Origin of the sequence: Mesorhizobium sp. B2-4-15, assembly GCF_006658505.1 — a bacterium.
In the GTDB taxonomy this organism is placed as follows: Bacteria; Pseudomonadota; Alphaproteobacteria; order Rhizobiales; family Rhizobiaceae; genus Mesorhizobium.
This window is the reverse complement of sequence record NZ_VFUZ01000006.1, coordinates 72,602-97,336: the sequence shown is the minus strand read 5'-3', so window position 1 is coordinate 97,336 and position 24,735 is coordinate 72,602. Positions and strand designations below refer to the sequence as shown.

The 24,735-nt window shown below is 63.6% G+C and carries 21 protein-coding genes; 20 read left to right on the top strand and 1 reads right to left on the bottom strand.

Annotated elements, in window-relative coordinates; genetic code table 11:
* Positions 1-77: 77 nt before the first annotated feature.
* From FJ930_RS09575 to FJ930_RS09510, 13 genes are all read left to right on the top strand, one after another.
* A complete protein-coding gene (locus tag FJ930_RS09575) occupies positions 78-1,463 on the top strand; it encodes a PLP-dependent aminotransferase family protein (RefSeq protein WP_141837084.1) in 1,386 nt (461 codons plus the stop codon).
* 247 nt (positions 1,464-1,710) lie between these two features.
* Positions 1,711-2,496 (top strand): ectoine/hydroxyectoine ABC transporter ATP-binding protein EhuA, encoded by a 786-nt coding sequence (ehuA, locus tag FJ930_RS09570; protein ID WP_281408899.1) that lies wholly within the window; start codon positions 1,711-1,713, stop codon positions 2,494-2,496.
* Between the two features lie 63 nt (positions 2,497-2,559).
* On the top strand, positions 2,560-3,411 hold the full coding sequence (gene ehuB, locus FJ930_RS09565; RefSeq protein WP_141837080.1) for an ectoine/hydroxyectoine ABC transporter substrate-binding protein EhuB: 852 nt from the start codon (positions 2,560-2,562) through the stop codon (positions 3,409-3,411).
* Between the two features lie 173 nt (positions 3,412-3,584).
* Positions 3,585-4,244 carry an ectoine/hydroxyectoine ABC transporter permease subunit EhuC gene (gene ehuC / locus FJ930_RS09560; RefSeq protein WP_141837078.1) on the top strand — a complete coding sequence of 220 codons (660 nt, stop codon included), beginning with the start codon at positions 3,585-3,587 and terminating at the stop codon, positions 4,242-4,244.
* A 33-nt stretch (positions 4,245-4,277) separates the two neighbouring features.
* Entirely contained in the window at positions 4,278-4,937 is a 660-nt protein-coding gene (gene ehuD / locus FJ930_RS09555) for an ectoine/hydroxyectoine ABC transporter permease subunit EhuD (RefSeq protein WP_141837077.1), read from the top strand.
* A 3-nt stretch (positions 4,938-4,940) separates the two neighbouring features.
* Complete coding sequence (gene eutA, locus FJ930_RS09550) at positions 4,941-5,717, top strand: ectoine utilization protein EutA (RefSeq protein WP_141837075.1); 777 nt, start codon at positions 4,941-4,943, stop codon at positions 5,715-5,717.
* 183 nt (positions 5,718-5,900) lie between these two features.
* Positions 5,901-6,896 (top strand): hydroxyectoine utilization dehydratase EutB, encoded by a 996-nt coding sequence (eutB, locus tag FJ930_RS09540; RefSeq protein WP_140743732.1) that lies wholly within the window; start codon positions 5,901-5,903, stop codon positions 6,894-6,896.
* A gap of 82 nt (positions 6,897-6,978) precedes the next feature.
* Positions 6,979-7,971, top strand: a complete 993-nt coding sequence (gene eutC / locus FJ930_RS09535; RefSeq protein WP_141837071.1) for an ectoine utilization protein EutC — start codon at positions 6,979-6,981, stop codon at positions 7,969-7,971.
* 134 nt (positions 7,972-8,105) lie between these two features.
* On the top strand, positions 8,106-9,284 hold the full coding sequence (gene doeA / locus FJ930_RS09530; RefSeq protein ID WP_141837069.1) for an ectoine hydrolase DoeA: 1,179 nt from the start codon (positions 8,106-8,108) through the stop codon (positions 9,282-9,284).
* 5 nt (positions 9,285-9,289) lie between these two features.
* Positions 9,290-10,291 (top strand): N(2)-acetyl-L-2,4-diaminobutanoate deacetylase DoeB, encoded by a 1,002-nt coding sequence (gene doeB, locus FJ930_RS09525; protein ID WP_140743726.1) that lies wholly within the window; start codon positions 9,290-9,292, stop codon positions 10,289-10,291.
* A 72-nt stretch (positions 10,292-10,363) separates the two neighbouring features.
* Positions 10,364-10,504: a hypothetical protein gene (locus FJ930_RS09520; protein ID WP_181763328.1), complete on the top strand. Its 141-nt coding sequence runs from the start codon at positions 10,364-10,366 to the stop codon at positions 10,502-10,504.
* 111 nt (positions 10,505-10,615) lie between these two features.
* Positions 10,616-11,401: a DeoR/GlpR family DNA-binding transcription regulator gene (locus FJ930_RS09515; RefSeq protein ID WP_141837067.1), complete on the top strand. Its 786-nt coding sequence runs from the start codon at positions 10,616-10,618 to the stop codon at positions 11,399-11,401.
* Positions 11,402-11,483: 82 nt separating this feature from the next.
* On the top strand, positions 11,484-13,961 hold the full coding sequence (locus tag FJ930_RS09510; protein ID WP_141837065.1) for an FAD-dependent oxidoreductase: 2,478 nt from the start codon (positions 11,484-11,486) through the stop codon (positions 13,959-13,961).
* Here FJ930_RS09510 and FJ930_RS09505 read toward each other — a convergent pair.
* Positions 13,958-14,827: a LysR substrate-binding domain-containing protein gene (locus tag FJ930_RS09505; protein ID WP_140743720.1), complete on the bottom strand. Its 870-nt coding sequence runs from the start codon at positions 14,825-14,827 to the stop codon at positions 13,958-13,960. The two genes, FJ930_RS09510 and FJ930_RS09505, sit on opposite strands and share 4 nt — an antisense overlap.
* A 154-nt stretch (positions 14,828-14,981) precedes the next feature.
* On the opposite strand from FJ930_RS09505, the gene FJ930_RS09500 reads away from it, so the two are divergent.
* The 7 genes from FJ930_RS09500 (at position 14,982) to FJ930_RS09470 (ending at position 24,729) form a co-directional block, all read left to right on the top strand.
* The gene (locus tag FJ930_RS09500; RefSeq protein WP_141837063.1) at positions 14,982-16,688 is read left to right on the top strand and encodes a Na/Pi cotransporter family protein; all 1,707 of its coding nucleotides are present in this window, start codon (positions 14,982-14,984) and stop codon (positions 16,686-16,688) included.
* A gap of 125 nt (positions 16,689-16,813) precedes the next feature.
* Positions 16,814-18,013, top strand: a complete 1,200-nt coding sequence (locus tag FJ930_RS09495) for a 2-aminoethylphosphonate--pyruvate transaminase (protein WP_141837061.1) — start codon at positions 16,814-16,816, stop codon at positions 18,011-18,013.
* Positions 18,014-18,039: 26 nt separating this feature from the next.
* On the top strand, positions 18,040-19,296 hold the full coding sequence (gene phnA / locus FJ930_RS09490; protein WP_141837059.1) for a phosphonoacetate hydrolase: 1,257 nt from the start codon (positions 18,040-18,042) through the stop codon (positions 19,294-19,296).
* A gap of 237 nt (positions 19,297-19,533) precedes the next feature.
* On the top strand, positions 19,534-20,991 hold the full coding sequence (gene phnY / locus FJ930_RS09485) for a phosphonoacetaldehyde dehydrogenase (RefSeq protein ID WP_141837057.1): 1,458 nt from the start codon (positions 19,534-19,536) through the stop codon (positions 20,989-20,991).
* Positions 20,992-21,063: 72 nt separating this feature from the next.
* Entirely contained in the window at positions 21,064-22,422 is a 1,359-nt protein-coding gene (locus tag FJ930_RS09480; RefSeq protein ID WP_141837055.1) for an aspartate aminotransferase family protein, read from the top strand.
* A gap of 2 nt (positions 22,423-22,424) precedes the next feature.
* Positions 22,425-23,435, top strand: a complete 1,011-nt coding sequence (locus FJ930_RS09475) for a C-terminal binding protein (RefSeq protein ID WP_141837053.1) — start codon at positions 22,425-22,427, stop codon at positions 23,433-23,435.
* Positions 23,436-23,700: 265 nt separating this feature from the next.
* A complete protein-coding gene (locus tag FJ930_RS09470) occupies positions 23,701-24,729 on the top strand; it encodes a 2-aminoethylphosphonate ABC transporter substrate-binding protein (protein ID WP_140607439.1) in 1,029 nt (342 codons plus the stop codon).
* Positions 24,730-24,735 lie beyond the last annotated feature (6 nt).

Genomic DNA, 24,735 nt, shown 5'->3' with positions numbered 1-24,735 from the left:
TCCACTTTTCGTCTACGGCACCATGATGGTGCATTATTTCGATTGTCAATTGCACTGATTTCGATCTCTAATAAGTCATGACATTGTGGCAACCCGATCCCGCGCTCATACGGCGGCCGGCCTACCAGTCGCTGGCCGACCAGTTCGCGCGCGCCATCCATGACGGGCGCTTGGCCAATGGCGCCCGGCTGCCGACCCATCGCCGGCTGGCCGACGACCTGAAACTGTCGGTGCAGACGGTGAGCCGCGCCTATGAGGAATTGATCCGGCGCGGCCTGATTTCAGGCGAGATCGGCCGCGGCAGCTTTGTCCAGACGCAGCGCCGCGAGCCGGAGCCGCCCTATCTGCCCGAGCGCCTCGGCGAGGTCATCGACCTCTCCATCCTGAAGCCGGTCTGCGAGCCGATGCATCTGGAACGGATGAAGCAGGCACTGGGATGGCTGGCCGAACACCTGCCGTCGAGTTCGGCACTGTCCTTCCGGCCCAACATGGTGTTCCCGCGTCACCGCGCCGTCGCCGTCGAATGGCTGAGACTGTGCGGGCTCGATGCGTCCGCGCAGAACATCAGCCTGACCAACGGCGCCACCGCTGGCATGACGGTGGCGCTGATGAGCGTGGCGCCGCCCGGATCGACTGTCGCCACCGAGGCGATCGGCCACCACACGCTGGTACCGCTGGCTCGTTATCTCGGCTTCAACCTCGAAGGCCTGCCGATCGACGGCAATGGCCTCGTCCCGGAGGCGCTGGACGAGGCCTGCCGGCTGTCCGACATTCGCGCCGTGTTCGTACAGCCTTCGGTGATCAACCCGACCGCGACGCTGATGGATGCGGAGCGCCGCGAGCAAATCGCGGCCGTGGCGCGCAAGCACGACATCGCCATCATCGAGAACGATGTGCTGGGTCCGCTGGTCGAGGACCGGCCGCCGCCGGTCGCTGCTTTCGCCCCGGAGCGCACGCTCTACGTCACCTCCTTCACCAAGATCACCGTGCCCGGCCTGCGCATCGGCTATCTCGCCGCGCCCGATCGTTACGTTGCCGCCGTTGCCAACCGGCACCTGGTCTCGAACTGGATGGCGACGCCGCTGGTGGCCGAGATCGCCACCAAATGGGTGACCGACGGCACGGCGATGGAGCTTGTCCGCTGGCAGCGCCAAGCGCTCCGGCACAGGATGGGCATTGCCGCGGAGGTCCTTGCAGGGGTCGATTATCGTTCGCATCGCGATGGCCTGCATCTGTGGCTGCAATTGCCTGGCGACCGGGCCGAGGAGAGTTTTGTCGCCCAGGCCCGGCTGCAGGGCGTGGCGATCGCACCCGGCGCCTCCTTCCGCATTTCGGATGCCCCCTGGCATCCGGCGGTGCGTATCTCGCTGGGCTCGACCACCGAGGGGGAACTGCGCGCTGGTCTCGGCGTTGTCACCAAGCTCTTGCTCGGCGATCCGGAGCACCTGCTGCTCGCCATCTAGCGGGTGCGTCGATATTCCGGTGATGCCGGCCTGCGAAAGGTGGTCTCCTGCGCTTCCGGCTCCGTTCCGGTCTCAGACGCCGCCAGTGTTGGCGCGGGCCTGAGCCCCGACCCTCGAAGGGTCGCCCAGTCGGTCGGGAATTGTGCGCAATCGGAATAATTGTCATGGTATTATTTTCCCAATTGACATGATTTGGCGTGTTCCTCATCGTTAAGGACACAGGCTTCTCCAACACGGGGAAATTCATTTGTCCGCACCCATCATCAAGGTCGATGCCATTTCGAAGAGCTTTGGTGCCTTCAAGGTGCTGGACAGCCTGTCGATGCAGGTCATGCCGCGCGAGAAGCTGGCGCTGATCGGCCCGTCGGGCTCAGGCAAGACGACGATCCTGCGTATCCTGATGACGCTGGAGCGCATCGACGGCGGCCACATCCAGATCGATGGCGAGCAACTCTACCACATGGAGCGGAACGGCCAGTTGTTGCCGGCCGACGAGCGGCATCTGGCAAAAATGCGCCAGAAGATCGGCATGGTCTTCCAACTGTTCAACCTGTTTCCGCACAAGAGCGTCATCGACAATGTGACGCTGGCGCCAATGCTGACCAAGGGCACGCCGCGCGCCGCCGCCGAAAAACGCGCGATGGAGCTGCTCGACATGGTCGGCATGGCCGACAAAGCCAAGGCGATGCCGGCGCAACTGTCCGGCGGCCAGAAGCAGCGTGTGGCGATCGCCAGGGCGCTCGCCTTGCAGCCGAAGATCATGCTGTTCGACGAGGTGACGTCGGCGCTCGACCCGGAACTGGTCGAGGAGGTGCTCAATGTCTTGTGGCGGCTCTGCGCCGAAACCGACATGACGATGCTCCTGGTCACCCATGAGATGGGTTTCGCCCACGACTTCGCCGACCGGGTGCTGTTCTTCGATCGCGGCAAGATCGTTGAAGAAGGCAAGCCCGACGAGATTTTCCGCCATCCCAAGCAGGAGCGCACGCAAGGCTTCCTGAAGAAGATCATCGCGGCCGGACACCGCGTCTGACCGCCATGCGGGCGCGCGAACCGCCCACAAGCAAACCAAGAAGAGCAACAGGAGTTGGGAACAATGAAGAAACTTGGCATTCTGGCCGGCGTCGCCGGCTTTGCAATTACGGCGGTGCTCGCTACCTCAAGCGTGGGCTCGGCCGCGGACAAGAAGCTCGAACAGCTCAAAGCGCAAGGTTTCGCCCGCGTCGCCATCGCCAACGAACCGCCCTATACGGCGGTCGCCGCCGACGGCAAGGTTTCGGGCGCGGCGCCCGACGTGGCGCGCGAGATATTCAAGCGGCTCGGCGTGGCCGATATCGTCGCTTCGATCTCTGAGTATGGCGCGATGATTCCCGGCCTGCAGGCCGGCCGCTTCGACGTCGTCACCGCCGGTCTGTTCATGAAGCCGGAGCGTTGCGCGGCGGTCGCCTATTCCGAGCCGGTTCTGTGCGACGCCGAGGCGATGCTGGTGAAGAAGGGCAATCCCAAGCACTTCAAAAGCTACGAGGACGTCGCCAAGGACACTGCCGCCACGATTGGCGCGCCGGGCGGCGGCACCGAGGAAAAGCTGGCGCTCAACGCCGGCGTGCCGCGTGAACGTGTCATCGTCGTGCCGGATGGGCAGAGCGGCCTGAAGATGGTGCAGGACGGCCGCATCGACGCCTATTCGCTGCCGGTTCTGTCGATCAATGATCTGATGAAGAAGGCCAACGACCCGAACCTCGAGGTTATCGCGCCGGTGCAGGGCGCTCCGGTCTATTGTGACGGCGCTGCCTTCAAGAAGGGCGACGAGGCGCTGCGTGACGCCTACGATGTCGAGCTGGCCAAGATGAAGAAGTCGGGCGAGTTCGCCAAGATCATCGAGCCCTACGGCTTCTCGGCGGCGGCCGCGATGTCGACGACGCGCGAAAAGCTCTGCGCCGCGAAGTAGCGCGCTCCTCTTCCTTCTCCCCGTTCACGGGGAGAAGGTGTCACGAAGTGACGGATGAGGGGCAGCGCCAGGTTTGGAGAAGCTAGCGCTGTCCCTGATCTGCCTGCCGGCATCTTCTCCCCGTTGAACGGGGAGAAGGAACCCGAATCGCAAACGTTGGAACTTCTAATCGAATGACCCAATGGTCCGGCTATTTCGGCCTGATATTGCAAGGAGCGCTTGTGACCATCGAGCTGACGCTGATGGGATCGGTGCTTGCCTTGATCATGGCCTTTCTTGCCGGCATGGGACGGCTGTCGCGCTTCTTTCTGCTGCGCGCGCTCGCTACCGCCTATATCGAATTCTTCCGCGGCACATCGATCTTCGTGCAGCTGTTCTTCGCCTATTTCGTGCTGCCGCTATTGGGCCTGGAACTGACCCCGCTGCAGGCCGGCGTGCTGGCGCTGGGCCTGAATGTCGGCGCCTACGCCGCCGAAGTGGTGCGCGGCGCCGTGCAGTCGATCGGCCGCGAACAGCACGAGGCCTGCATCGCGCTCAATCTCGGCCGCTGGCAAGGTCTGCGCACCGTCATCCTGCCGCAGGCGTTTCTGGTTATGCTGCCGACCTTCGGCAACAACGCCATCGAACTGCTCAAGGCCACATCCGTCGTCTCACTGATCTCGCTCGCGGACCTCACATTCCAGGCGCAGGTGGTGCGAGCCCAGACCGGCAATACCATGGTGCCGTTCACCACCATCCTCATCCTCTATTTCATCCTTGCGCTGCTCATTTCGTGGGGTGTGCGCTTGCTGGAGCGCCACCTGGCGCGCGGCCTCGACGGGGTGCGCGTCTGATGACCGGAGCTCGCTGATGGCCAAGGTTCGCTGATGGATTGGGATTGGGATTTTGTTCGGCAGATCCTGCCGACGCTGATCCAGGGTGTGAAGATCACCATCCTGGCGACGCTGCTCGGCTCGGTGCTGGCGGCGATCGTTGGTCTGGGCATCGCGCTGGCGCGCCGCTCGCCCAGCAAGGCGGTGTCGCGCTCGGTCGGTTGGGCGGCCGAATTCGTCCGTGGCACGCCGCTGCTGGTGCAGCTCTATTTCATCTTCTACGTGCTGCCAGACGTCGGCATTCTTCTGCCGCCGCTGGTCGCCGGTGTCATTGGGCTCGGGCTGCACTACGGCACCTATACGGCGGAAGTCTACCGCGCCGGCATCGACAATGTGCCGCGTGGCCAGTGGGAGGCCGCCAAGGCGTGCAACCTCAGCGCCATGCAGACCTGGTCCCACATCATCATCCCGCAAGCCATTCCGCCGATGATCCCGGCCCTGGCCAATTATTTCATCGCGATGTTCAAGGAGACGCCGCTGCTGTCGGCGATCACCGTGCTGGAACTGATGAACCAGGCCAAAAGCGTCGCCAATACCTACTATCGCTACCTGGAGCCGATCACGTTGGTCGGCGCCTTCTTCCTCGCCATCAGCCTCTGTTCTGTCGTGCTGCTGCGCTGGCTGGAACGCCGTTACGGCAAGATCGAGAGATAACGCATGAAGCCCTTGCCCGAGATCAAGGTCCACCCCGACCGGCCGGCGCTCGATAACCGCCCGCTGGCGAAGCGCGTCGGCCTGATCGTCCTGGCCACCGACCATACGACCGAGCCGGATTTTCGCCGCATGGTGGCGAGCGAACGGATCGGCGTCTATGTCGCGCGCATCCCCTATGCCAATCCGACGACGCCTCGGAACCTTCGCAAGATGCAGCCGGCGCTGACGGCGGGCGCGGCCTTGATTCTGCCCGACGAGCCGCTCGATGCCATCTGCTACTCCTGCACTTCGGCATCGGTGGTGATCGGCGATGCCGAGATCGAGGCGGCGATCCAGGCCGCCAAACCAGGCATTCCGGTCGTAACCCCGCCCATGGCTGGCGTGCGCGGGCTGAACGCCTTCGGCGTGCGCCGGATCAGCATCCTCACCCCCTACACGGTCGAAACCTCCAGGCCGATGGCAACCTATTTCGCCGAACGCGGTTTCGATATCGCCAGCTTCACCTGCCTGGGTTTCGAGGATGACCGCGAGATGGCACGCATTCCGCCGGCAGCACTTGTCGACCTCGCGCGCCAGGCGACCCATCCACAGGCCGAAGGCTTGTTTGTGTCCTGCACGGCGCTGCGCGCTGCACTCGCGGTCCCTGGCATGGAACAGGCGATCGGTCGTCCCGTGGTGACCAGCAACCAGGCGACAGCATGGAATTGTTTGCGGTTGTGCGGGGATGAGACGCAGTACCCGGAGTTCGGGCGGCTGATGACGTTTTCGCTGGGACGGTAAGATTATGTTCTGCGTGCAAGAGCGACCCCCTCTGGCCTGCCGGCCATCTCCCCCTCGAGGGGGGAGATTCCCTGCCGCTGCGTTTTGGCTGCTTGTGGATGCTATAGAAACGGCGGTGCCGCATGAGCTGCCGATCTTCCCCCTTGAGGGGGAGATGGCCGGCAGGCCAGAGGGGCGCGCCCCATGACGCGCGCCATCGCCCTTTCGGACATCCGAGCCGCCCGCGAACGTATCGCCGGCAAGATCGAGCGAACGCCAACCGTGCTGTCCGAAGCTCTGTCGGAACGCTTGGGCTTCCCTGTCCATCTCAAGCTCGAGCAGCGCCAGACCACCGGCAGCTTCAAGTTGCGCGGCGCCTCGAACGCTGTCGCTTCGCTGAGCGTGCAGGAGAAGGCACGTGGCGTGGTCGCGGCCTCCACCGGCAACCACGGCCGAGCGCTCGCCCATGCGGCGAAACTCGAGGGCATGCGCGCGGTGATCTGCATGTCGCGTCTGGTGCCTCAGAACAAGCTCGACGCAATCCGCCGACTTGGGGCCGAAATCCGCATTGTCGGCAACAGCCAGGACGACGCGCAGCAGGAGGTCGAGCGGCTGGTGGCGGAGGAGGGGCTCATCTTGCTGCCGCCCTTCGACCATCCAGCCATCATTGCTGGCCAGGGCACGCTCGGACTGGAGATGATCGAGCAGGTTCCTGACGCCGCGCTGGTGCTGGTGCAACTGTCGGGCGGTGGGTTGGCCTCCGGCGTTGCTGCCGCCGTCAAAGGCGTCAGCCCCGGGACAAAGATCATCGGCGTCTCGATGGCGCGCGGCGCGGCGATGAAGGCGAGCCTCGATGCCGGCCGGCCGGTGCTCGTGGAGGAACTGCCGACGCTGGCGGATTCGCTTGGTGGTGGCATCGGCCTCGACAACCACCTGACCTTCGCCATGTGCCGCGACCTGCTCGACGATGTCGTCCTGCTTTCCGAGGAGGAAATCGCCGCCGGCATCCGCCATGCCTATGCGCAGGAGCGCGAGATTGTCGAAGGCGCGGGCGCCGTCGGCATCGCGGCACTGCTCGCCGGTAAGGTCAGGGCGAGCGGACCGGTGGTGGTTCTGCTTTCGGGGCGCAACATCGACATGGAACTGCACAGGAAGATCGTTTGCGGAGAGAAGCCCTCATTTGCGGAGCGCGTCGCATGAAAATTCTTCAACGTCGAGTTCCCGCCGGGGGGTATGACGGAACGCTACCCTTCGCAAAGCGTACCGCCGGGGAGCGCGCGGCATGAACCGGATGACAATCCTCACCGAAGCCGAACTGCGTAAGATCGTGACGCTCGATCTTGATGCCGTCGCCTGCGTCGAGAATGCTTTTCGCGCGCTTGCCACTCTGCCGGTGGCGATGCCGCCGATCCTGCGGCTCGACATCCCTGAGCATCGCGGCGAGGTCGATGTGAAGACCGCCTATGTGCCTGGCGTCGATGGCTTCGCCATCAAGATCAGTCCCGGATTCTTTGACAATCCGAAACTCGGCCTGCCCAGCGTCAACGGCATGATGGTGCTCTTGTCGGCAAAGACAGGTCTGGTCGAGGCGCTGCTGCTCGACAATGGCTATCTCACCGATATCCGCACCGCCGCCGCGGGCGCGGTCGCGGCCAAGCATCTGTCGCGGCCGGATTCGTCCGTTGCCGCGATTTTCGGCGCCGGCGTGCAAGCCGGATTGCAGCTCGATGCGCTTCGCCTCGTGCGGCCAATCACACAGGCGCGCATCTGGGCGCGCGATGCCGCCAAGGCAGAGGCAACCGCAGGCGCCTTGAGCGATAGACTGGGCATCGCCGTTCGCGCCGAACCCGATGCTGCCGAGGCCATAGTGGGCGCCGACATCATCGTCACCACGACGCCCTCGACCGAGCCGCTGATCAAGGCCGGCTTCATCTCCGCCGGCCAGCACATCACCGCCATGGGCTCGGACGCCGAACACAAGAACGAGATCGCCCCTGCGATCCTGCGCATGGCTGACCTCTACGTCGCCGATAGTGCTCGCCAGACACGGCGGCTGGGCGAACTGCATCATGCCATCGCCGCAGGAATCATGGCCGCCGAGGACGAGGTGGCCGAATTGGGCCAGGTCATCGCCGGCGAAAGACACGGGCGGCGCTCGGCCAGCGACATCACCATTGCCGATCTCACCGGCACCGGCGTGCAGGATACGGCGATTGCCACGCTCGCCCGCGACCGGGCGCTGGCCGCGAAATCCGGAACCATTTTTGAAAGCTGATGCCGGCCAAAGCGTGATCCGGAAAAGTGGGAACCGGCTTTCTGAAAAGATCACGCGCAAAGCAGAATCAGACGACGAGCCGGATTCAACGAAGTTGAAACAGGCTCCAGGCCCAACAAACGAGGACCAACAAAATGCAGCCAAATCTGAAATTTTCGCGCGGCGAATATGCGGAACGCCTCGCCAAGACGCGGAAAGCCATGGAGGCCAAGGGCGTCGATCTCCTGATCGTCAGCGATCCCTCCAACATGGCCTGGCTGACCGGTTATGACGGCTGGTCGTTCTACGTGCACCAGGCGGTTATCGTGCCGCCATCCGGCGAGCCAGTCTGGTACGGCCGCGGCCAGGACGCCAATGGCGCCAAGCGCACCGCCTATCTCGCGCATGACAACATCGTCGGCTATGCCGATCACTATGTGCAGTCGACCGAGCGCCACCCGATGGACTTCCTGTCCAGCGTGCTGACCGATCGCGGCTGGGGCAAGCTCACCATCGGCGTCGAGATGGACAATTACTGGTTCTCCGCCGCCGCCTTCGCCGCCTTGCAGAAGCACCTGCCCAACGCCCGTTTCGTCGACGCCACCGCCCTGGTCAACTGGCAGCGCGCCGTGAAAAGCCCGACCGAGATCGACTACATGCGCAAGGCCGCCCGTATCGTCGAGGCGATGCATCAGCGCATCGTCGACAAGGTTGAAGTCGGCATGCGCAAATGTGATCTCGTCGCCGAGATCTACGATGCCGGCACGCGCGGCGTCGACGGCATCGGCGGCGACTATCCGGCGATCGTGCCGCTGCTGCCGTCGGGCGTCGATGCTTCGGCGCCGCATCTGACCTGGGACGACCAGCCGATGAAGTCGGGCGAGGGCACCTTCTTCGAGATTGCTGGCTGCTACAACAGGTACCACTGTCCGCTGTCGCGCACCGTCTTCCTTGGCAAGCCGACGCAGGAATTCCTCGATGCCGAGAAGGCGACGCTCGAAGGCATGGATGCGGGGTTGGCGGCAGCAAAACCCGGCAACACATGCGAGGACATCGCCAACGCCTTCTTCGCGGTCTTGAAGAAGTATGGCATCGTCAAGGACAATCGCACCGGCTATTCCATCGGGCTCTCCTATCCGCCGGATTGGGGCGAGCGCACCATGAGCTTGCGTCCCGGCGACCGCACCGAGCTCAAGCCGGGCATGACCTTCCATTTCATGACCGGCCTGTGGCTGGAGACGATGGGTCTTGAGATCACCGAATCCATCCTGGTCACCGAAACGGGTGTGGAATGCCTGGCCAATGTGCCGCGCAAGCTGGTGGTGAAGAATTGAACCCGATGTCCAGCCTCCGCCCGTCGCCCATCGCACCGACTGTCGACTTCGACCGTGACGGCGTCCAGCATGGTTTCCTGCGCCTGCCCTACAGCCGCGACGATTCCGCCTGGGGCTCGGTGATGATCCCGATCTGCGTCATCCGCAACGGCAAGGGACCGGCGGCGCTGCTGACCGGTGGCAACCATGGCGACGAGTATGAGGGCCCGCTGGCGCTCTACGGGCTCGCCCGCACACTCGACCCCAAGGACGTCTCCGGCACGGTGATCATCGTGCCGGCGATGAACTATCCGGCCTTTCGTGCTGGTACGCGCACGTCGCCAATTGACAAGGGCAACATGAACCGCAGCTTCCCCGGCCGGCCCAATGGCACGGTGACCGAGAAGATCGCCGACTATTTTCAACGCGAGTTGCTCCCCCGCGCCGACATCGTCTTCGACTTCCATTCCGGCGGCAGGACCTTGGATTTCGTGCCTTTCTGCGCCGCGCACACGCTGCCGGACAAGGCGCAGGAAGAAAAGGCCTTCGCCGCGGTCGAAGCCTTCTCTGCACCTTTCTCGATGCGCATGACCGAGATCGATGCGGTCGGCATGTACGACACCGCGGCCGAGGACATGGGCAAGGTCTTCGTCACCACCGAACTTGGCGGCGGGGGGACATCGCGTGCCGAAACCGTGCGCATCGCGCGGCGCGGCATCCTCAATGTGCTTCGCCATGCAGGCATCGTTGATGGTGCGGTGGAGAAGACCAGAACACAGTGGCTCGACATGCCCTCGGCCGATTGCTTCGCCTTCGCCGAGGACGACGGCATGATCGAAACCATGGTCGATCTCGGCGAACCCATCGAGGAAGGCGCGGTGCTGGCACGCATCCATTCCACCGGCCGCACCGGCATTGCCCCACAGGAAATCCGGGCAAAGATGTCTGGCTTGCTGGCGGCGCGGCATTTTCCCGGGCTGGTCAAAGCGGGTGACTGCGCCGCGGTGATGGCCGTGAAGGTAGGCTGAGCACGGGTGCTTGTGTGCTCGGCTCTCGCCCGAGCGGAGCGAGCCCGATGCGACCATCGTCCCGGCTCGCAGATGAAGCATCGCGAACTGCTGGCCGCCTGCCGCGAGCGCGACGGCAGGAAAGCCGCGAGCGTTCTGCGGCAGCGTCTGCGCGAAAGGAGCGAGACGCTCGTCAACGCGATAGAGGGCGGTGGCCTGTCGCGAAAGCCCTAGCCTCGACAGACAAATAGAGTGCCGATCGATACCGGCCACGTCGGGCGCGGTTGCGTCTATGCGAGTTCACTGCCACATATTGCAACACCAATGCTCGACAAGAGGATCGCCATGTCTCCCGTCAGCCGCCTGCCGGCGCGCGCCCTTGCCCCGCGCCGCCATGACGAAATCCTGCGGCGGCTGAGCGCCCAGGGTTCGGTCAGCGTTGCCGAACTGGCCGGGTTCTTCGAAGTCTCGCGCGAAACCATCCGCCGCGATCTGAAATTGCTTTCGGAGCAGGGCAGACTCGGCATCGTGCACGGCGGTGCCGCCCTCTTTGAGCCGAGCGAACCGGCGATGAGCCTGCGCAGCCAGGAAAATGCTGGCGGCAAGGCGGCGATCGGCAGGGCCGCCGCCGGCCTGGTCAGGGATGGCATGGTGGTCTTTCTCGATTCCGGCACCACCACCTTGGCCGTTGCGCAGGCCATGACCAAGTTGCGCGATCTTACCATCTGCACGGCAAGCCTGAAGATAGCGCTGCATCTGTGCCATGTCCCGGGCATGCGCGTGCATATGCTGGGCGGCGAAATCGATCCGGGCGAGGAGGCGGCTTCCGGCATCGACACGCTCGATGCAATGGGCCGCTTTCGCGTCGATATCGCCTTTCTCGGTGGTGGCGCCCTGTCGCCGGAAGGCGACGTGACGGACTTCACCCGTGCCGGCGCCGAGCAGCGCGGCCGTATGATCGCGCTCGCCGGCAAGGCCTATTTCGTGCTCGATAGCAGCAAGTTCGGCAAGCTGACACCGCTCAGGATTCCGAATTTCGAACGGGCTGCCGGCGTTATCGTCGACGCCAATCCCGGACCAGCGCTTGCGGAGGCGCTTTCGCGAAAGGGGCCAGAGCTCCTCGTTGCTTGATGTGATATTTTGTGACTTTTTGAGTTGATATTTGGTTTCCCTATGTTAGTGTCCCGGCCATCCCTCCAATGGCGGAACGCTCATGGCAAATGAATTTCCCACCCAGGCTCGCGTTGTCATCGTCGGCGGCGGCATCATTGGCTGCTCGGTCGCCTATCATCTGACAAAACTCGGCTGGACCGATGTTGTCCTGCTTGAGCAGGGACAACTCAGCGGCGGCACCACTTGGCATGCCGCCGGTCTTGTCGGTCAGTTGCGCAGCCATTCGAACATGACCAGCCTGATCAGATACTCCACCCAGCTTTACAGCGAGTTGGAGGCCGAAACCGGCCTTGCCACCGGCTGGAAGAATTGCGGCTCGCTGTCCGTTGCGCGCACCGTTGATCGCATGACGGTGCTGAAGCGCATGGCAGCGTCGGCGCGTGCTCAGGGCGTGGAGATCGACGTGATCTCGCCCAGGGAGGCCGGCGATCTGTGGCCTGTCATGGCGACGGACGATCTGGTCGGTGCCGTCTGGCTGCCAGGCGACGGCAAGGCCAACCCGACTGATCTGACGCAGTCGCTGGCCAAGGGCGCGCGCAACCGCGGCGCGAAAATCATCGAACGGGTCAAGGTGTCAGGCATCAGCGTCAGCAACGGCGTCGCCTGCGGTGTCGAAACCGACCACGGCAGCATCGCCGCCGAGATCGTCGTCAACTGCGCCGGCCAGTGGGCGCGCAAGGTCGGACTGATGTGCGGCGTCTCGGTACCGCTGCATTCGGCTGAGCACATGTACATCGTCACCGGCAGGATCGAGGGCGTGCACCCTGACCTGCCTGTCATGCGCGACCCCGACGGCTTCATCTATTTCAAGGAAGAGGTCGGCGGCTTGGTCATGGGAGGCTTCGAGCCGCATGCCAAGCCCTGGGGCATGAACGGCATCCCCGAAAATTTCGAGTTCGCGCTGCTGCCGGACGATTGGGACCAGTTCGAGATCCTGATGGAAAACGCGCTGGTCCGCGTGCCGCAGCTGGCGCATGCCGAGGTCAAGAAATTCTACAACGGTCCCGAAAGCTTCACGCCGGACAACAATTTCATCCTCGGCGAGGCCCCGGAACTGAAGAATTTCTATGTCGGCGCCGGCTTCAATTCGATGGGCATCGCCAGTGCCGGCGGCGCCGGCAGGGCGCTGGCCGAATGGATCGTCAACAGTGCGCCCACCATGGATCTGTGGCCGGTCGACATCAGGCGCTTCGCCTCGTTCAACAACAACCCGCGCTGGCTGCATGACCGGGTCAAGGAGACACTCGGCCTGCACTACGCCATGCCATGGCCGAACCGGGAACTCGACACCGCGCGGCCCTTCCGCCGCTCGCCGCTCTATGATCGGCTGGCCGCCAGGGGCGCCTGCTTCGGCTCAAAGATGGGATGGGAGCGCGCCAACTGGTTTGCCGCTTCGGGAGAGAAGCCCGAGAATGACTATGCCTTCGGCCGCCAGAATTGGCACGAGGCGGTCCGCCGCGAGATGAAGGCGACGCGCGAGGCCGTCGCAATCTTCGACCAGACGTCTTTCGCAAAACTGCTTGTCCAGGGCCGCGACGCTTGCGCCGTGCTGAACCGGATCTGCGCCGGCAATGTCGATGTACCTATAGGTACGTCGGTCTACACGGGTGTGCTCAACGCGCGTGGCGGCTATGAAAGCGATCTCACCGTGATGCGGCTGGGCGCGGAAAAATTCCTCGTCGTCACAGGGTCCGCGCAGGCGGTCCACGACGCCGACTGGATCGTCAAGAACATTCCGGCCGATGCGCATGCGACCCTGACCGACATCACCTCCGCCTACGCCGTGCTGGCCGTGATGGGGCCACGCTCGCGCGATCTCCTCGGCAAACTGTCCTCGGCCGATCTCTCCAACGCGGGCTTCCCCTTCGCCACTATCCGCGAGATTGATATCGGCCATGCCACTGCCTATGCCAATCGAATGACCTATGTCGGTGAGCTCGGCTGGGAGCTGATCGTGCCGACAGAATTCGCCGTCGGCGTCTACGAGGCGCTGCACGAGGCGGGGGGCGAATTCGGCTTGGCTGACGCCGGCTACTACGCGCTCGATGCATTGCGCATCGAAAAGGGTTTTCGCGCCTGGGGCAGGGAATTGACGCCGGATATCAACCCCTGGCAGGTCGGGCTTGGCTTTGCCGTCGCTATCGACAAGCCGGGCGGCTTCATCGGCCGCGACGCGCTGGTCGAGGCAAGGTCTGCGGCGGCACCGGCCAAGCGTATCGTGCTGTTCACGCTCGACGATGCCGAGCCGATGCTGTGGGGCGGTGAGCTGATCCTGCGTGACGGCAAACCGGTTGGCGAGGTTCGCTCGGCGGCCTATGGCCACACGCTGGGCCGCTCGGTCGCGCTCGGGCTGGTCGAGAATGAAGCCGGCGTCGACGCCCAATTCCTCAGCGGTGGCCGTTTCGAGATCGACCTCGCCGGCGTTCGCCATACGGCCACGGCGCACTTGCGCAGCCCCTACGATCCGAAATCAGAGCGGGTGAAGGCGGATGGGATTGAGGTTCGCGCCGCCGCTTAATCCGCCGACATCGAGCGCGCCATGTCGAGAAAGGCGCGCACCAGCTTGCCGCCGCTGCGCTCGCGCAGGCAGATCAGCGCTTCGTCCATGAGGGTTTCGGGAGCGTCGATGGTGATCGGGACGAGCCGCGAATCCTGGCCGAATTCGGCCGCCGAGACAAAGCCGATGCCGGCGCCCGAGGCGACGATCTCGCGGACAGCCTCGCGGCCCTCGGCCTCGATGACCGGCCTTAGCTCGACCTTCGAGGCAGCAGCGAGGTCTTCGAGCTTTTGACGCGTCTTCGAGCCGCGTTCGCGCATGACCAGCGATTCCTGCGCGAGCTGCTTGAGGGTCAGCGATTTCTTGCCCGACAGCGGGTGGTCGATGGAGGTGAAGGCGATGATCGGTGTCGAGTTGAGCTTCAGCACCTCGAAATCGCGGCCGGCCGGTACCTCGCCCAGCACGCCGATGTCGGCATCATAGCTGTAGAGGCTGCTGATGACCGTCTCTGTGTTGCCGGCGCGCACAGAGACCTGGACGCCGGGATAACGGGACCGGAAGCTGCCGAGGATGTGAAGCAGGTGATGTGCGGCGTCCGCGACGATGCGCAGCGTGCCGGAACGCAGCGCGCGCGACTCGGTGAGCAGTTCCAGTGCCTGCTGTTCGGTGTCGAACATGCGGTGGGTTATCTCAAGCAGCTTCTGGCCCGAATGGGTCAGCGTGACCTGCTTCTTGTTCCGATTGAACAGCAGGACATCATATTCTTCCTCGAGCTTGCGCACCTGGTCGGAAATGGCCGGCTGGGTCAGGAACAGCGCTTCGGCCGCTCGCGAAAACCCGCCCGAGATCGCCACTTGATGAAAGGCCCGCAACTGGACGTAGCGCATCGTTTCCGCCGTTCGAGATCCGGAAGAGTGGATATCCTACCATAAGCCAGATTAACTAAAAGATAGAAATGAACGATTTGACTTATGTTCGGTCAAACTTAGCCTGAGTAAAGGTCGACGTCTCTGCCGGCCACGGACATCCGGAGGCGTAGCCATGCAATTTTCCATCATCCTGCTGCATCTGGCGGGTGCCGTCATGCTGCTGCTCTGGGCTGTGCGCATGGTGCGCACCGGCGTCGAGCGGGCCTGCGGGCCTGCATTGCGCGATGCCCTGAGACAGGCTCGCGGTGCGCGGATCAGATCGGCGGGGATCGGCACCGTGCTTGCCGTCCTGCTGCAAAGTTCCACGGCCGTCGCCATGCTGGCAGCTGGGTTTGCCGCAAGCGGGATGGTTTCGGTTTCGGCCGGGCTGGCGATCCTGCTTGGCGCCGATCTTGGCTCCGCCTTGGTCGTGCAGGTGCTCTCGTTCGACTTGAGCTGGCTTATACCCGCGCTGATCCTTGTCGGCGGCGCGATGTTCCTGAAGTTCGAGGCGCGCGGCATCAAGCAAGGAGGGCGCATCCTGATGGGCATAGCGTTCGTTCTGCTGTCGCTGCACATGATCGGCGAGGCGACCGCGCCGATGCGCCAGAGCACGCTGCTGCCATTGGTGATTTCCTATTTGCGCGCGGACTATTTCACGGCCTTTGCCGCCGCCGCCCTGTTCACATGGCTGATCCATTCCAGCGTGGCGGCGATCCTGCTGTTCGTCACGCTCGCCGCGCAAGGCGTCTTGCCTGTCGAGGTCGGCCTGTTCTTCATCCTTGGCGCCAATTGCGGCGGCGCGCTGATCGCGGTGTGGCTGACGCGCGGCGAGCCCGCCGAGGCGCGCCGCATCCCCCTTGGCAATCTGATCTTCCGCGGCACGGCCGCGCTCGGCGCCCTGTTCGCCCTTCAGGCGTTGGCGTTCCCGGCACACCTTTTCGGTGCAACCGAAGGCCGGCAGCTGGTCAACCTGCACCTCGCCTTCAATCTGGCTCTGGTCGTCTGCTGCCTGCCTTTCGCCGGCTTGATGGAAAGGCTGGTGACCTCGCTGATCGCCGACAAGTCGTCGGCAAAGCCGGAGGACAGTACCGATCTGATGTCGCGTCGCGCCTGCGCGCTGGATCGCAGCGTCATGCGCACGCCGGGTCTCGCGCTGGCCAGTGCGACCCGCGAGTTGCTGCGCATGGGTGAAGTCGTCGAGGTGATGCTGCGTCCGGTGATGGATTTCTTCGACGCCGGCACTGCCGATCAGATCCGCCAGGCGCGCAAGCTGGATGACGAGGTCAACCGCGCCCACACCGACATCAAGCTCTACATTGCCGAGGTCAACCGCGGCAGCATGACCGCGGCCGAGGCTCGCCGCGGCATCGAACTCACCGATTTCGCCATCAATCTCGAACGGGCCGGCGATATCGTCGCCAAGAACCTGCTCGTGCTTGCCGGGGAATTGCGGGACAAGAATCTGCGCTTTTCGCGCGACGGCTGGGGAGAACTGCGCGGGCTTCACAGCCGTGTCATGGCCAACATGCAGCTTGCGCTCAACGTGCTGGTATCGGGCGACCTCGATTCGGCGCGGCAACTTGTGGTCGAGAAGGAGCGTATGCGCAAGCTGGAACGCATGAGCCATGATCGTCACCTCAAGCGCCTGCAATCGGGAATGCCGCAGAGCATCGACACCAGCGATATTCACCTGGAGGCGGTCAGGGCGCTGAAGGAAATCAACTCGCTGATGGCGTCGGTCGCCTATCCCCTGCTGACGCAAAGCGGCGATCTGCTTGAAAGCCGGCTGGCCACGGGCGGTGGCGCAGCGGACGCAATGGCGCCCGTGCCGGCCTGACAGAGATGGCAATCCTATCATCGTGGAAATCGATACTTCGATACAAAATAACGATTTTACAAATATGTCATTCCGGCCGAGAGTAAGGCCGCATCAAAAAAGCAGCGACCTGTCGGAGGACACCCATGCTCGCCGAGACGAAATTTGCCGCGGAGCCGCTGGCCATGCCGGCGCTGGGCGAGCCCTATCTCTTGACCCCGGGCCCGCTCACCACGGCCTATTCGGTCAAGCAGGCCATGCTGCGCGACTGGGGATCGTGGGACGGCGACTTCCGCGCCATGACATCAGACATGCGCCGCCGCCTGCTGGCGCTGACCGGTGACGCGAAAGGCGAATTCGATTGCGTGCCGATGCAGGGCAGCGGCTCCTTCTGCGTCGAGGCGATGCTGGGCTCGTTCGTGCCCCGGGACGGCAAGGTCCTGGTGCTGGCCAATGGCGCCTATGGCCTGCGTGCGGCGCAGACCATGCAGTATCTCGGTCGTGCCTATACGCTGATCGACAAGGGCGACTATCTGCCGCCGCGCGGCGACGAGGTGGCGGCAGCCCTGGAGGCCGACCCCGCCATCACGCATGTCATCGCCATCCATTGCGAAACGAGTTCGGGCATCCTCAATCCGGTCGCCGAGATTGCCGAGGCCGTCCAAGCCAAGGGCCGCAAGCTGCTGGTCGATTCCATGAGCGCCTTCGGCGCGGTCGCGCTCGACGTCAACGAAATCCGCTACGAGGCGATGGTTTCCTCCGCCAACAAATGCATCGAGGGTGTGCCGGGCTTCGGCTTCATCATCGCCCGCAAGAGCGAACTCGAGGGCGCCAAGGGCCGCAGCCATTCGCTGTCGCTCGACGTTCACGCACAATGGGCACATATGAACAAGACCGGCCAGTGGCGCTACACGCCGCCGACGCATGTCGTCGCGGCTTTCCTCGAAGCGCTGCGCCAGCACGAAGCCGAGGGCGGCGTCGCCGGCCGTGGCGCCCGCTACAGCAGGAATCGCGACGTGATGGTGGCCGGCATGCGCGAACTCGGTTTCGAGACCTTGCTGAAGGACCGTTGGCTGTCGCCGATCATCGTCACCTTCTTCAATCCGGCCCATGCCAACTTCGCCTTTGATCGCTTCTACGAGCTGATGAAGGACAAGGGCTTCATCATCTATCCGGGCAAGCTGACGGTCGTGGATTCCTTCCGCGTCGGCTGCATCGGCCAGATGGACGAACATGTCATGCGCCGCGTCGTCGAGGCGGCGGCGGAGTCACTGAAGGAAATGGGCGTCGACACCGCCGCTCCACCCGCCGCGGCAATCGCCGAGCGTGCCAAACTCGCCGCCTGAAGCGGCAGGATTTCAAAGGATTTTCGATGAACCAGATGTCTCCCGTCAACGTCGCCGTCAACGGCCGCACCTACGCCTGGCCGCGCGTGCCCGCCATCGCCATCTGCCTAGATGGCTGCGAGCCGGCCTATCTCGACGAGGCTATTCATGCCGGGCTGATGCCGGCTTTGATCAGGATCAAGCAGAAGGGCACGGTGCGCATGGCGCACTCGGTCATCCCGAGCTTCACCAACCCTAACAATCTCTCGATCGCCACCGGTCGTCCACCGTCGGTGCATGGCATCTGCGGCAACTATCTCTACGAGCGTGAGACCGGCAAGGAAGTGATGATGAACGACCCGCGCTTCCTGCGCGCGCCGACCATCTTCCAGGCCTTCTACGACGCCGGCGCCAAGGTTGCCGTGGTAACCGCCAAGGACAAATTGCGGGCGCTGCTCGGCAAGGGGCTTGCCTTCGACGAAGGCCGTGCGCTGTGCTTCTCGGCGGAAAAGTCCGACACCACCACCAAGGCCGAGCACGGCATCGACAATGCCTCCAAGCACTTCGGGCTGCAGGTGCCGGAAGTCTATTCGGCTGAGCTGTCGGAATTCGTCTTCGCCGCAGGCGTCCAGCTGCTGAAGGAATTCCGCCCAGATATCATGTACCTGACCACCACCGACTATGTGCAGCACAAATATGCGCCGGGCGTGCCTCAGGCCAATGCCTTCTACGAGATGTTCGACAGGTATCTGACCGAGCTTGATGCGCTGGGCGCGGCGATCGTCGTCACCGCCGACCATGGCATGAAGCCCAAGCACAAGGCCGACGGCTCGCCCGACGTCGTCTATGTCCAGGACCTGCTCGACGAATGGCTGGGAAAGGACGCCGCCCGCGTGATCCTGCCGATCACCGACCCCTATGTCGTGCACCATGGCGCCCTCGGCTCGTTCGCCACCGCCTATCTGCCTGATGGCGCGGACCAGGCCGACATCATGGCGCGTCTGGCCAAGGTCGACGGTATCATGCTGGTCGTCGACAGCCCGACGGCCTGCGAACGTTTCGAATTGCCGGCCGACCGCATCGGCGACATCGTGCTGATCTCGACCGAGAACAAGACCATTGGCACCAGCGAACACCGGCATGATCTCGCGGCCCTCGACGAACCGCTGCGCTCGCATGGCGGGCTGACCGAGCAGCAAGTGCCGTTCATCGTCAACCGCGTGTTGCCGGACCTGCCCAACGAGCCAACCTTGCGCAATTTCGACGCCTTCTACTACGCCACCATGGCGGCGGCTTTGGCGTAGGCTGAGCCTGATGTCGACCCCCACTCCGCCTCGCTCCGCTCGGCACCTCTCCTCCGATCGACGGGGGGAGAGGAAGGGCGCCAAGCTGATCCTGCCGCGCTTTGGCTTGGAAACGATGGGGCGCTGACGTTGCCGAACTTCCTCTCCCCCGTCGATCGGGGGAGAGGTGGCCCGAAGGGCCGGAGTGGGGGTCGATCCTCTGCTACAACACGCCCACACATTGCTGGAACAGAGCCCATGACTAAGCTCGATACTTCGATCAAGGTGCGCCATGAACCGATGCGCATCGCAGGACGCAAGGTCGACGCCGACGGCGTCGTTCCCGTCCACTACCCCTATACCAATGCTGTCATCGGCACTGTGCCTGCCGGTCGCGCCGAACACGCCCGCCAGGCCTTCGAAATCGCGGCCGGCTACAGGTCGAAGCTGACGCGTTACGAGCGGCAGCAGATCCTGTTCCGTACCGCCGAAGCGCTGGCCGCGCGCAAGGAGGAAATCTCTGATCTCATCACACTTGAGCTCGGCATCTCCAAGACAGACTCGCTCTATGAAGTCGGCCGCGCCTATGACGTGTTCACGCTGTCGGCGCAGATGTGCATCCAGGACGACGGCCAGATTTTCTCCTGCGATCTCACACCGCATGGCAAGGCGCGCAAGATCTTCACCACCCGCGAGCCGCTGAAGGCGATCTCCGCGATCACGCCGTTCAACCATCCGCTCAACATGGTTTCGCACAAGGTGGCGCCGGCGATCGCCACCAACAATTGCGTGGTGGTGAAGCCGACCGAACTGACGCCGATGACGGCGCTGCTGCTCGCCGACATCCTCTACGAAGCCGGCCTGCCGCCGGAAATGCTCTCGGTGGTGACCGGCTGGCCGGCCGACATCGGCAACGAAATGATCACCAACGAGAACATCGACCTGATCACCTTCACCGGCGGTGTGCCTGTCGGCAAGATGATCGCGCGCATTGCCGGCTACAAGCGCCAGGTGCTGGAACTCGGCGGCAACGATCCGCTGATCATCCTCAACGACCTCTCCGATGAGGATCTGGCCAAGGCCGCCGATCTCGCGGTCGCGGGTGCGACGAAGAATTCCGGCCAGCGCTGCACGGCGGTCAAGCGCATCCTCGTCCAGGAAAGCGTCGCCGACCGTTTCGTGCCGCTGGTGCTGGAGCGGGCAAAGAAGATCCGCTTCGGCGATCCGATGGACCGTTCGACCGATCTCGGCACCGTCGTGCACGAGAAGGCGGCGGCGTTGTTCGAAGCCCGCGTCCACATGGCCGCCGAGCAAGGTGCCGAGATCCTCTACAATCCGGGCCGCCAGGGTGCGCTGCTGCCGCCGATCGTCGTCGATCGCGTACCGCATAAGTCGGAACTGGTGATGGAAGAAACGTTTGGGCCGATCATCCCGATCGTGCGCGCGCCTGACAATGACGAGGCACTCATTGCGCTCTCCAACTCGACCGCCTTCGGCCTGTCGTCGGGCGTCTGCACCAACTCGTTTCCCCGCATGCAGAAATACATCGCCGGTCTGCAGGTCGGCACGGTCAATATCTGGGAAGTGCCGGGCTACCGCATCGAGATGTCGCCCTTTGGCGGCATCAAGGATTCGGGCAATGGCTACAAGGAAGGCGTCATCGAGGCGATGAAGAGCTATACCAATGTGAAGACGTTTTCGCTGCCCTGGTCCTGACCGGATCACACTGGCTGGCAGGATAAATCGAGGGGGCGTCCACGCTCCCTCATTCGCGTTTCGGAGAGGGTTATGGCCGCAATATCTGAGCTTGTGCATACCGAGGGCGATTCCAACACCACGGCGGCGCGCGGCCGCTGGGACGCCGGCCAGGATGATCCGCGTATCCGCGGCCTGCTCGACCGCGACGCTGCCGCCTTCATGCACCAGAGCCTGTCCAGTCCCTGCCTGTCGACGATCGCCAAAGCGGAAGGCATCTGGATCGAGGATACGGCCGGCCGGCGCTTCATGGATTTCCATGGCAACAGCGTGCATCACCTTGGTTACGGCCATCCAAGGCTGGTTGCCGCGATCAAGAAGCAGCTCGACGAGCTCTGCTTTGCGCCGCGCCGCTTCACTTGCGAGCCCGCGGTCGAACTGGCCGAGAAATTGGCGGCACTTGCGCCCGGCGATCTCGGCAAGGTGCTGTTCACCACGGGCGGCTCGGATGCCATCGAGGTCGCGCTGAAGATCGCGCGTGCAGCCACCGGCCGCTTCAAGACGGTATCATTCTGGGATGCTTTCCACGGCGCCGGCTTCGGTGCGGCGAGTGTCGGCGGCGAGGCGACCTTCCGCTCCCATATCGCCGGCCCGATGATGACCGGCACCGAACATGTCGCACCCTGGGACGGCTATCGCTGCCCCTACGGCCACGATTCACTGGAAGCGTCCGGGCTCGCCTGCGCCAACATGATTGCCTATGTGCTCGGCCGCGAGCAGGACGTGGCGGCGGTCGTCGCCGAACCGATGCGGGCGACGCCAAACCCGCCGCCGCCCGGTTTCTGGAAGCGCGTGCGCGAGGCCTGCGACCAGCACGGCACACTGCTGATCTTCGACGAGATCCCGACCGGGCTCGGCAAGACGGGAAAATTCTTCGCCCACGACCATGATGGCGTGACGCCCGACATCGTCGTTCTCGGCAAATCGCTCGGCGGCGGCATCTTGCCGATCGCCGCCGTGATTGCCCGCCGCGATCTCGACGTCACGGGCGGCTTTGCCATCGGCCATTACACCCACGAGAAGAACCCGGTGACGACCCGCGCCGCGCTGACGACAATCGACATTATCCTGGAAGAAGGGCTGGTCGAGCGCTCGGCCGAACTCGGCCGGCATATGCTCGGACGCATGCAGGATCTGATGGCGCGCTCGCCTCATGTCGGCGACGTCAGGGGCAGGGGGCTGATGGTCGGCGTCGAACTCGTCAAGGACCGAGCTTCCCGCCAGCCGGCACGTGAACTTGCGGAACGCGTCTTCTACACGTGCCTGGAGCAAGGGCTGAGCTTCAAAATCAGCCAAGGTAATGTGCTGACGCTCTCGCCGCCGCTGGTCATCTCGAAACCCGATCTCGACCGCGCGCTCGATGTCGTCGAGGCCGCGGTGCTGGCGGCCTGATCATGAAGGCCGTGCGTACCGACCAGGAATTCGAATGCCCCGGCATCGATGCCGGCTTGCGGGCGAGGGGCGTCGAACTGGTGACGCTGCCCGACGGCATTCCCGAAGCCAAGCTCATCAGTGCGGTCGCCGACGCCGATCTTCTGCTCATGTGCTACACACCGATCACCGCTGGGGTGATCGACGCGGCTACCAGATTGAAGGGCATCGTCAAATATGGCGTCGGCATCGATGCCATCGACATCCCGGCCGCGATGCGGCGCGGCATCCCGGTCGTCAATGTGCCCGAATATGCCGAGGAAACCGTGGCGGAGGGCGCCTTTGCGCTGATGATCGCGCTGGCCAAGCGCCTGCCGGCCATTTCGGCGGCGGTGTCGCGCGATGGCTGGGTCTGGCCCGAGCAGCGTTGGCTTGGGCGCGATATTTCCGGCGCCACGCTGGGGCTCGTCGGTTGCGGCAGGATCGGCCGCAGCATGGCGCGCATGGCCGGACAAGGGTTTCGCGCGCGGGTTCTTGGTTTCGATCCCGGCGTCGATGCAGCGACGATGCACGCTGCTGGCATCGAGAAGGCCGACGATCTCCACACCATGCTGCGGACCTGCGACTTCGTTTCCATCCATTGTGTGCTGAACGACAAGACGCGTGGCCTGATCGGCAAGGCCGAACTCGCTTGCATGAAAACTTCCGCCGTCATCGTCAACGTTTCTCGCGGCGCGCTGATCGATGAGGCGGCACTGGTCGAGGCGATCGTCACGGGGCGCATTGGCGGCGCTGGCCTGGACGTCTATTCGGTCGAGCCTCTGGCGAAGTCCGGCCATCCGATGAGCGCATTGTTCGGTCGCGACAATGTGATCCTCTTTCCGCATCTCACATTTTTCACGGCGGAAGCGATGCGCCGGCTTGAAGAGGACACGCTCGCCCGCTGCTTCGAAATACTCGACGGGCGTCCGGTGACAGTCCGCTCGTTCGATCCTCGTCTGCGGGCGCAGACGGCAGGCGTTTTATTCTCCTGATTTCCATCACCTTTTAACTTTCAGGGACCCTGTCTCGGGCCGGTTCCGCGACCCGAAATACGTCCACGACATGGATGCGACAGTTCCATGACAAATATCAGAGGAAGTTTGCCTGTCATAAAATAAATAGATTTTACTTATCGATCCCCAATCCTCAGAGTTGTCACAACGACGACATCCAATCGGCTCAACGTCCGTCAAAGACCGAGCCGATTGGTCCTAGTGCATCGCAGAATGTGCCTTCAATCATAAAGGGGAACTGGTCATGAAATCACGAAACGCAACCATGGTCGCGGCCTTTGCCGCATTGCTCGCGTCGGCCGCTCTCGTCGGACCGGCACTCGCCGACGGCGTCGTCACCATCTATTCCGCCGATGGCCTGCATGACGGCAACGGCAGCTGGTACGAGACCGAATTCGCCGCCTTCACCAAGGCCACCGGCATCACCGTGCAGTATATCGAGGCAGGTTCGGGCGGCGTCGTCGAGCGTGTCGCCAAGGAGAAGTCGAACCCGCAGGCCGATGTTCTGGTGACCTTGCCGCCCTTCATCCAGCGCGCGGCCGCAGACGGCCTGCTGCAGGATTACAAGCCTGAGGCCGCTTCCCAGATCGACGGCGGCACCGACAAGTACCGGCCGCTGGTCAACAACTACATGAACTTCATCTACAACAGCGCCGTGCTGTCGGAAGCGCCGAAGAGCTACAACGACCTGCTCGATCCGAAGTTCAAGGGCAAGATCCAGTATTCGACTCCCGGCCAGGCCGGCGACGGCACCGCCGTCATGCTGCAGATCATTCACGCCTTCGGCGGCGAGGATGCGGGCTTCGCCTTCATGAAGAAACTGCAGGACAACAATGTCGGCCCGTCCGCCTCGACCGGCAAACTGACCGCGCTGGTCAACAAGGGTGAATTGCATGTCGCCAATGGCGATTTGCAGATGAACATGTCGCAGATGGCCGACAATCCCAACATCAAGGTGTTCTGGCCCGCTGGTCCGGACGGCACCCGCTCCACCTTCGCGCTGCCCTATGAAATCGGCTTGGTCACCGGTGCGCCGAACGCCGACAACGGCAAGAAGCTGATCGACTTCCTGTTGTCCAAGGAAGCCCAGTCCACCGTAAGCTCGATTGCCATCGGTATGCCCGCCCGCAAGGACGTGAAGCCGTCCGACGCCAATTTCGCCAAGTTGCAGGAGGCCATGAAGGGCCTGACCATCTGGTCGCCGAACTGGGATGACGCGCTGGCCAAGCTTCCCGATTACGTGAAGAAGTGGAACGAAGCGACCGGAAGTTGATCTCCA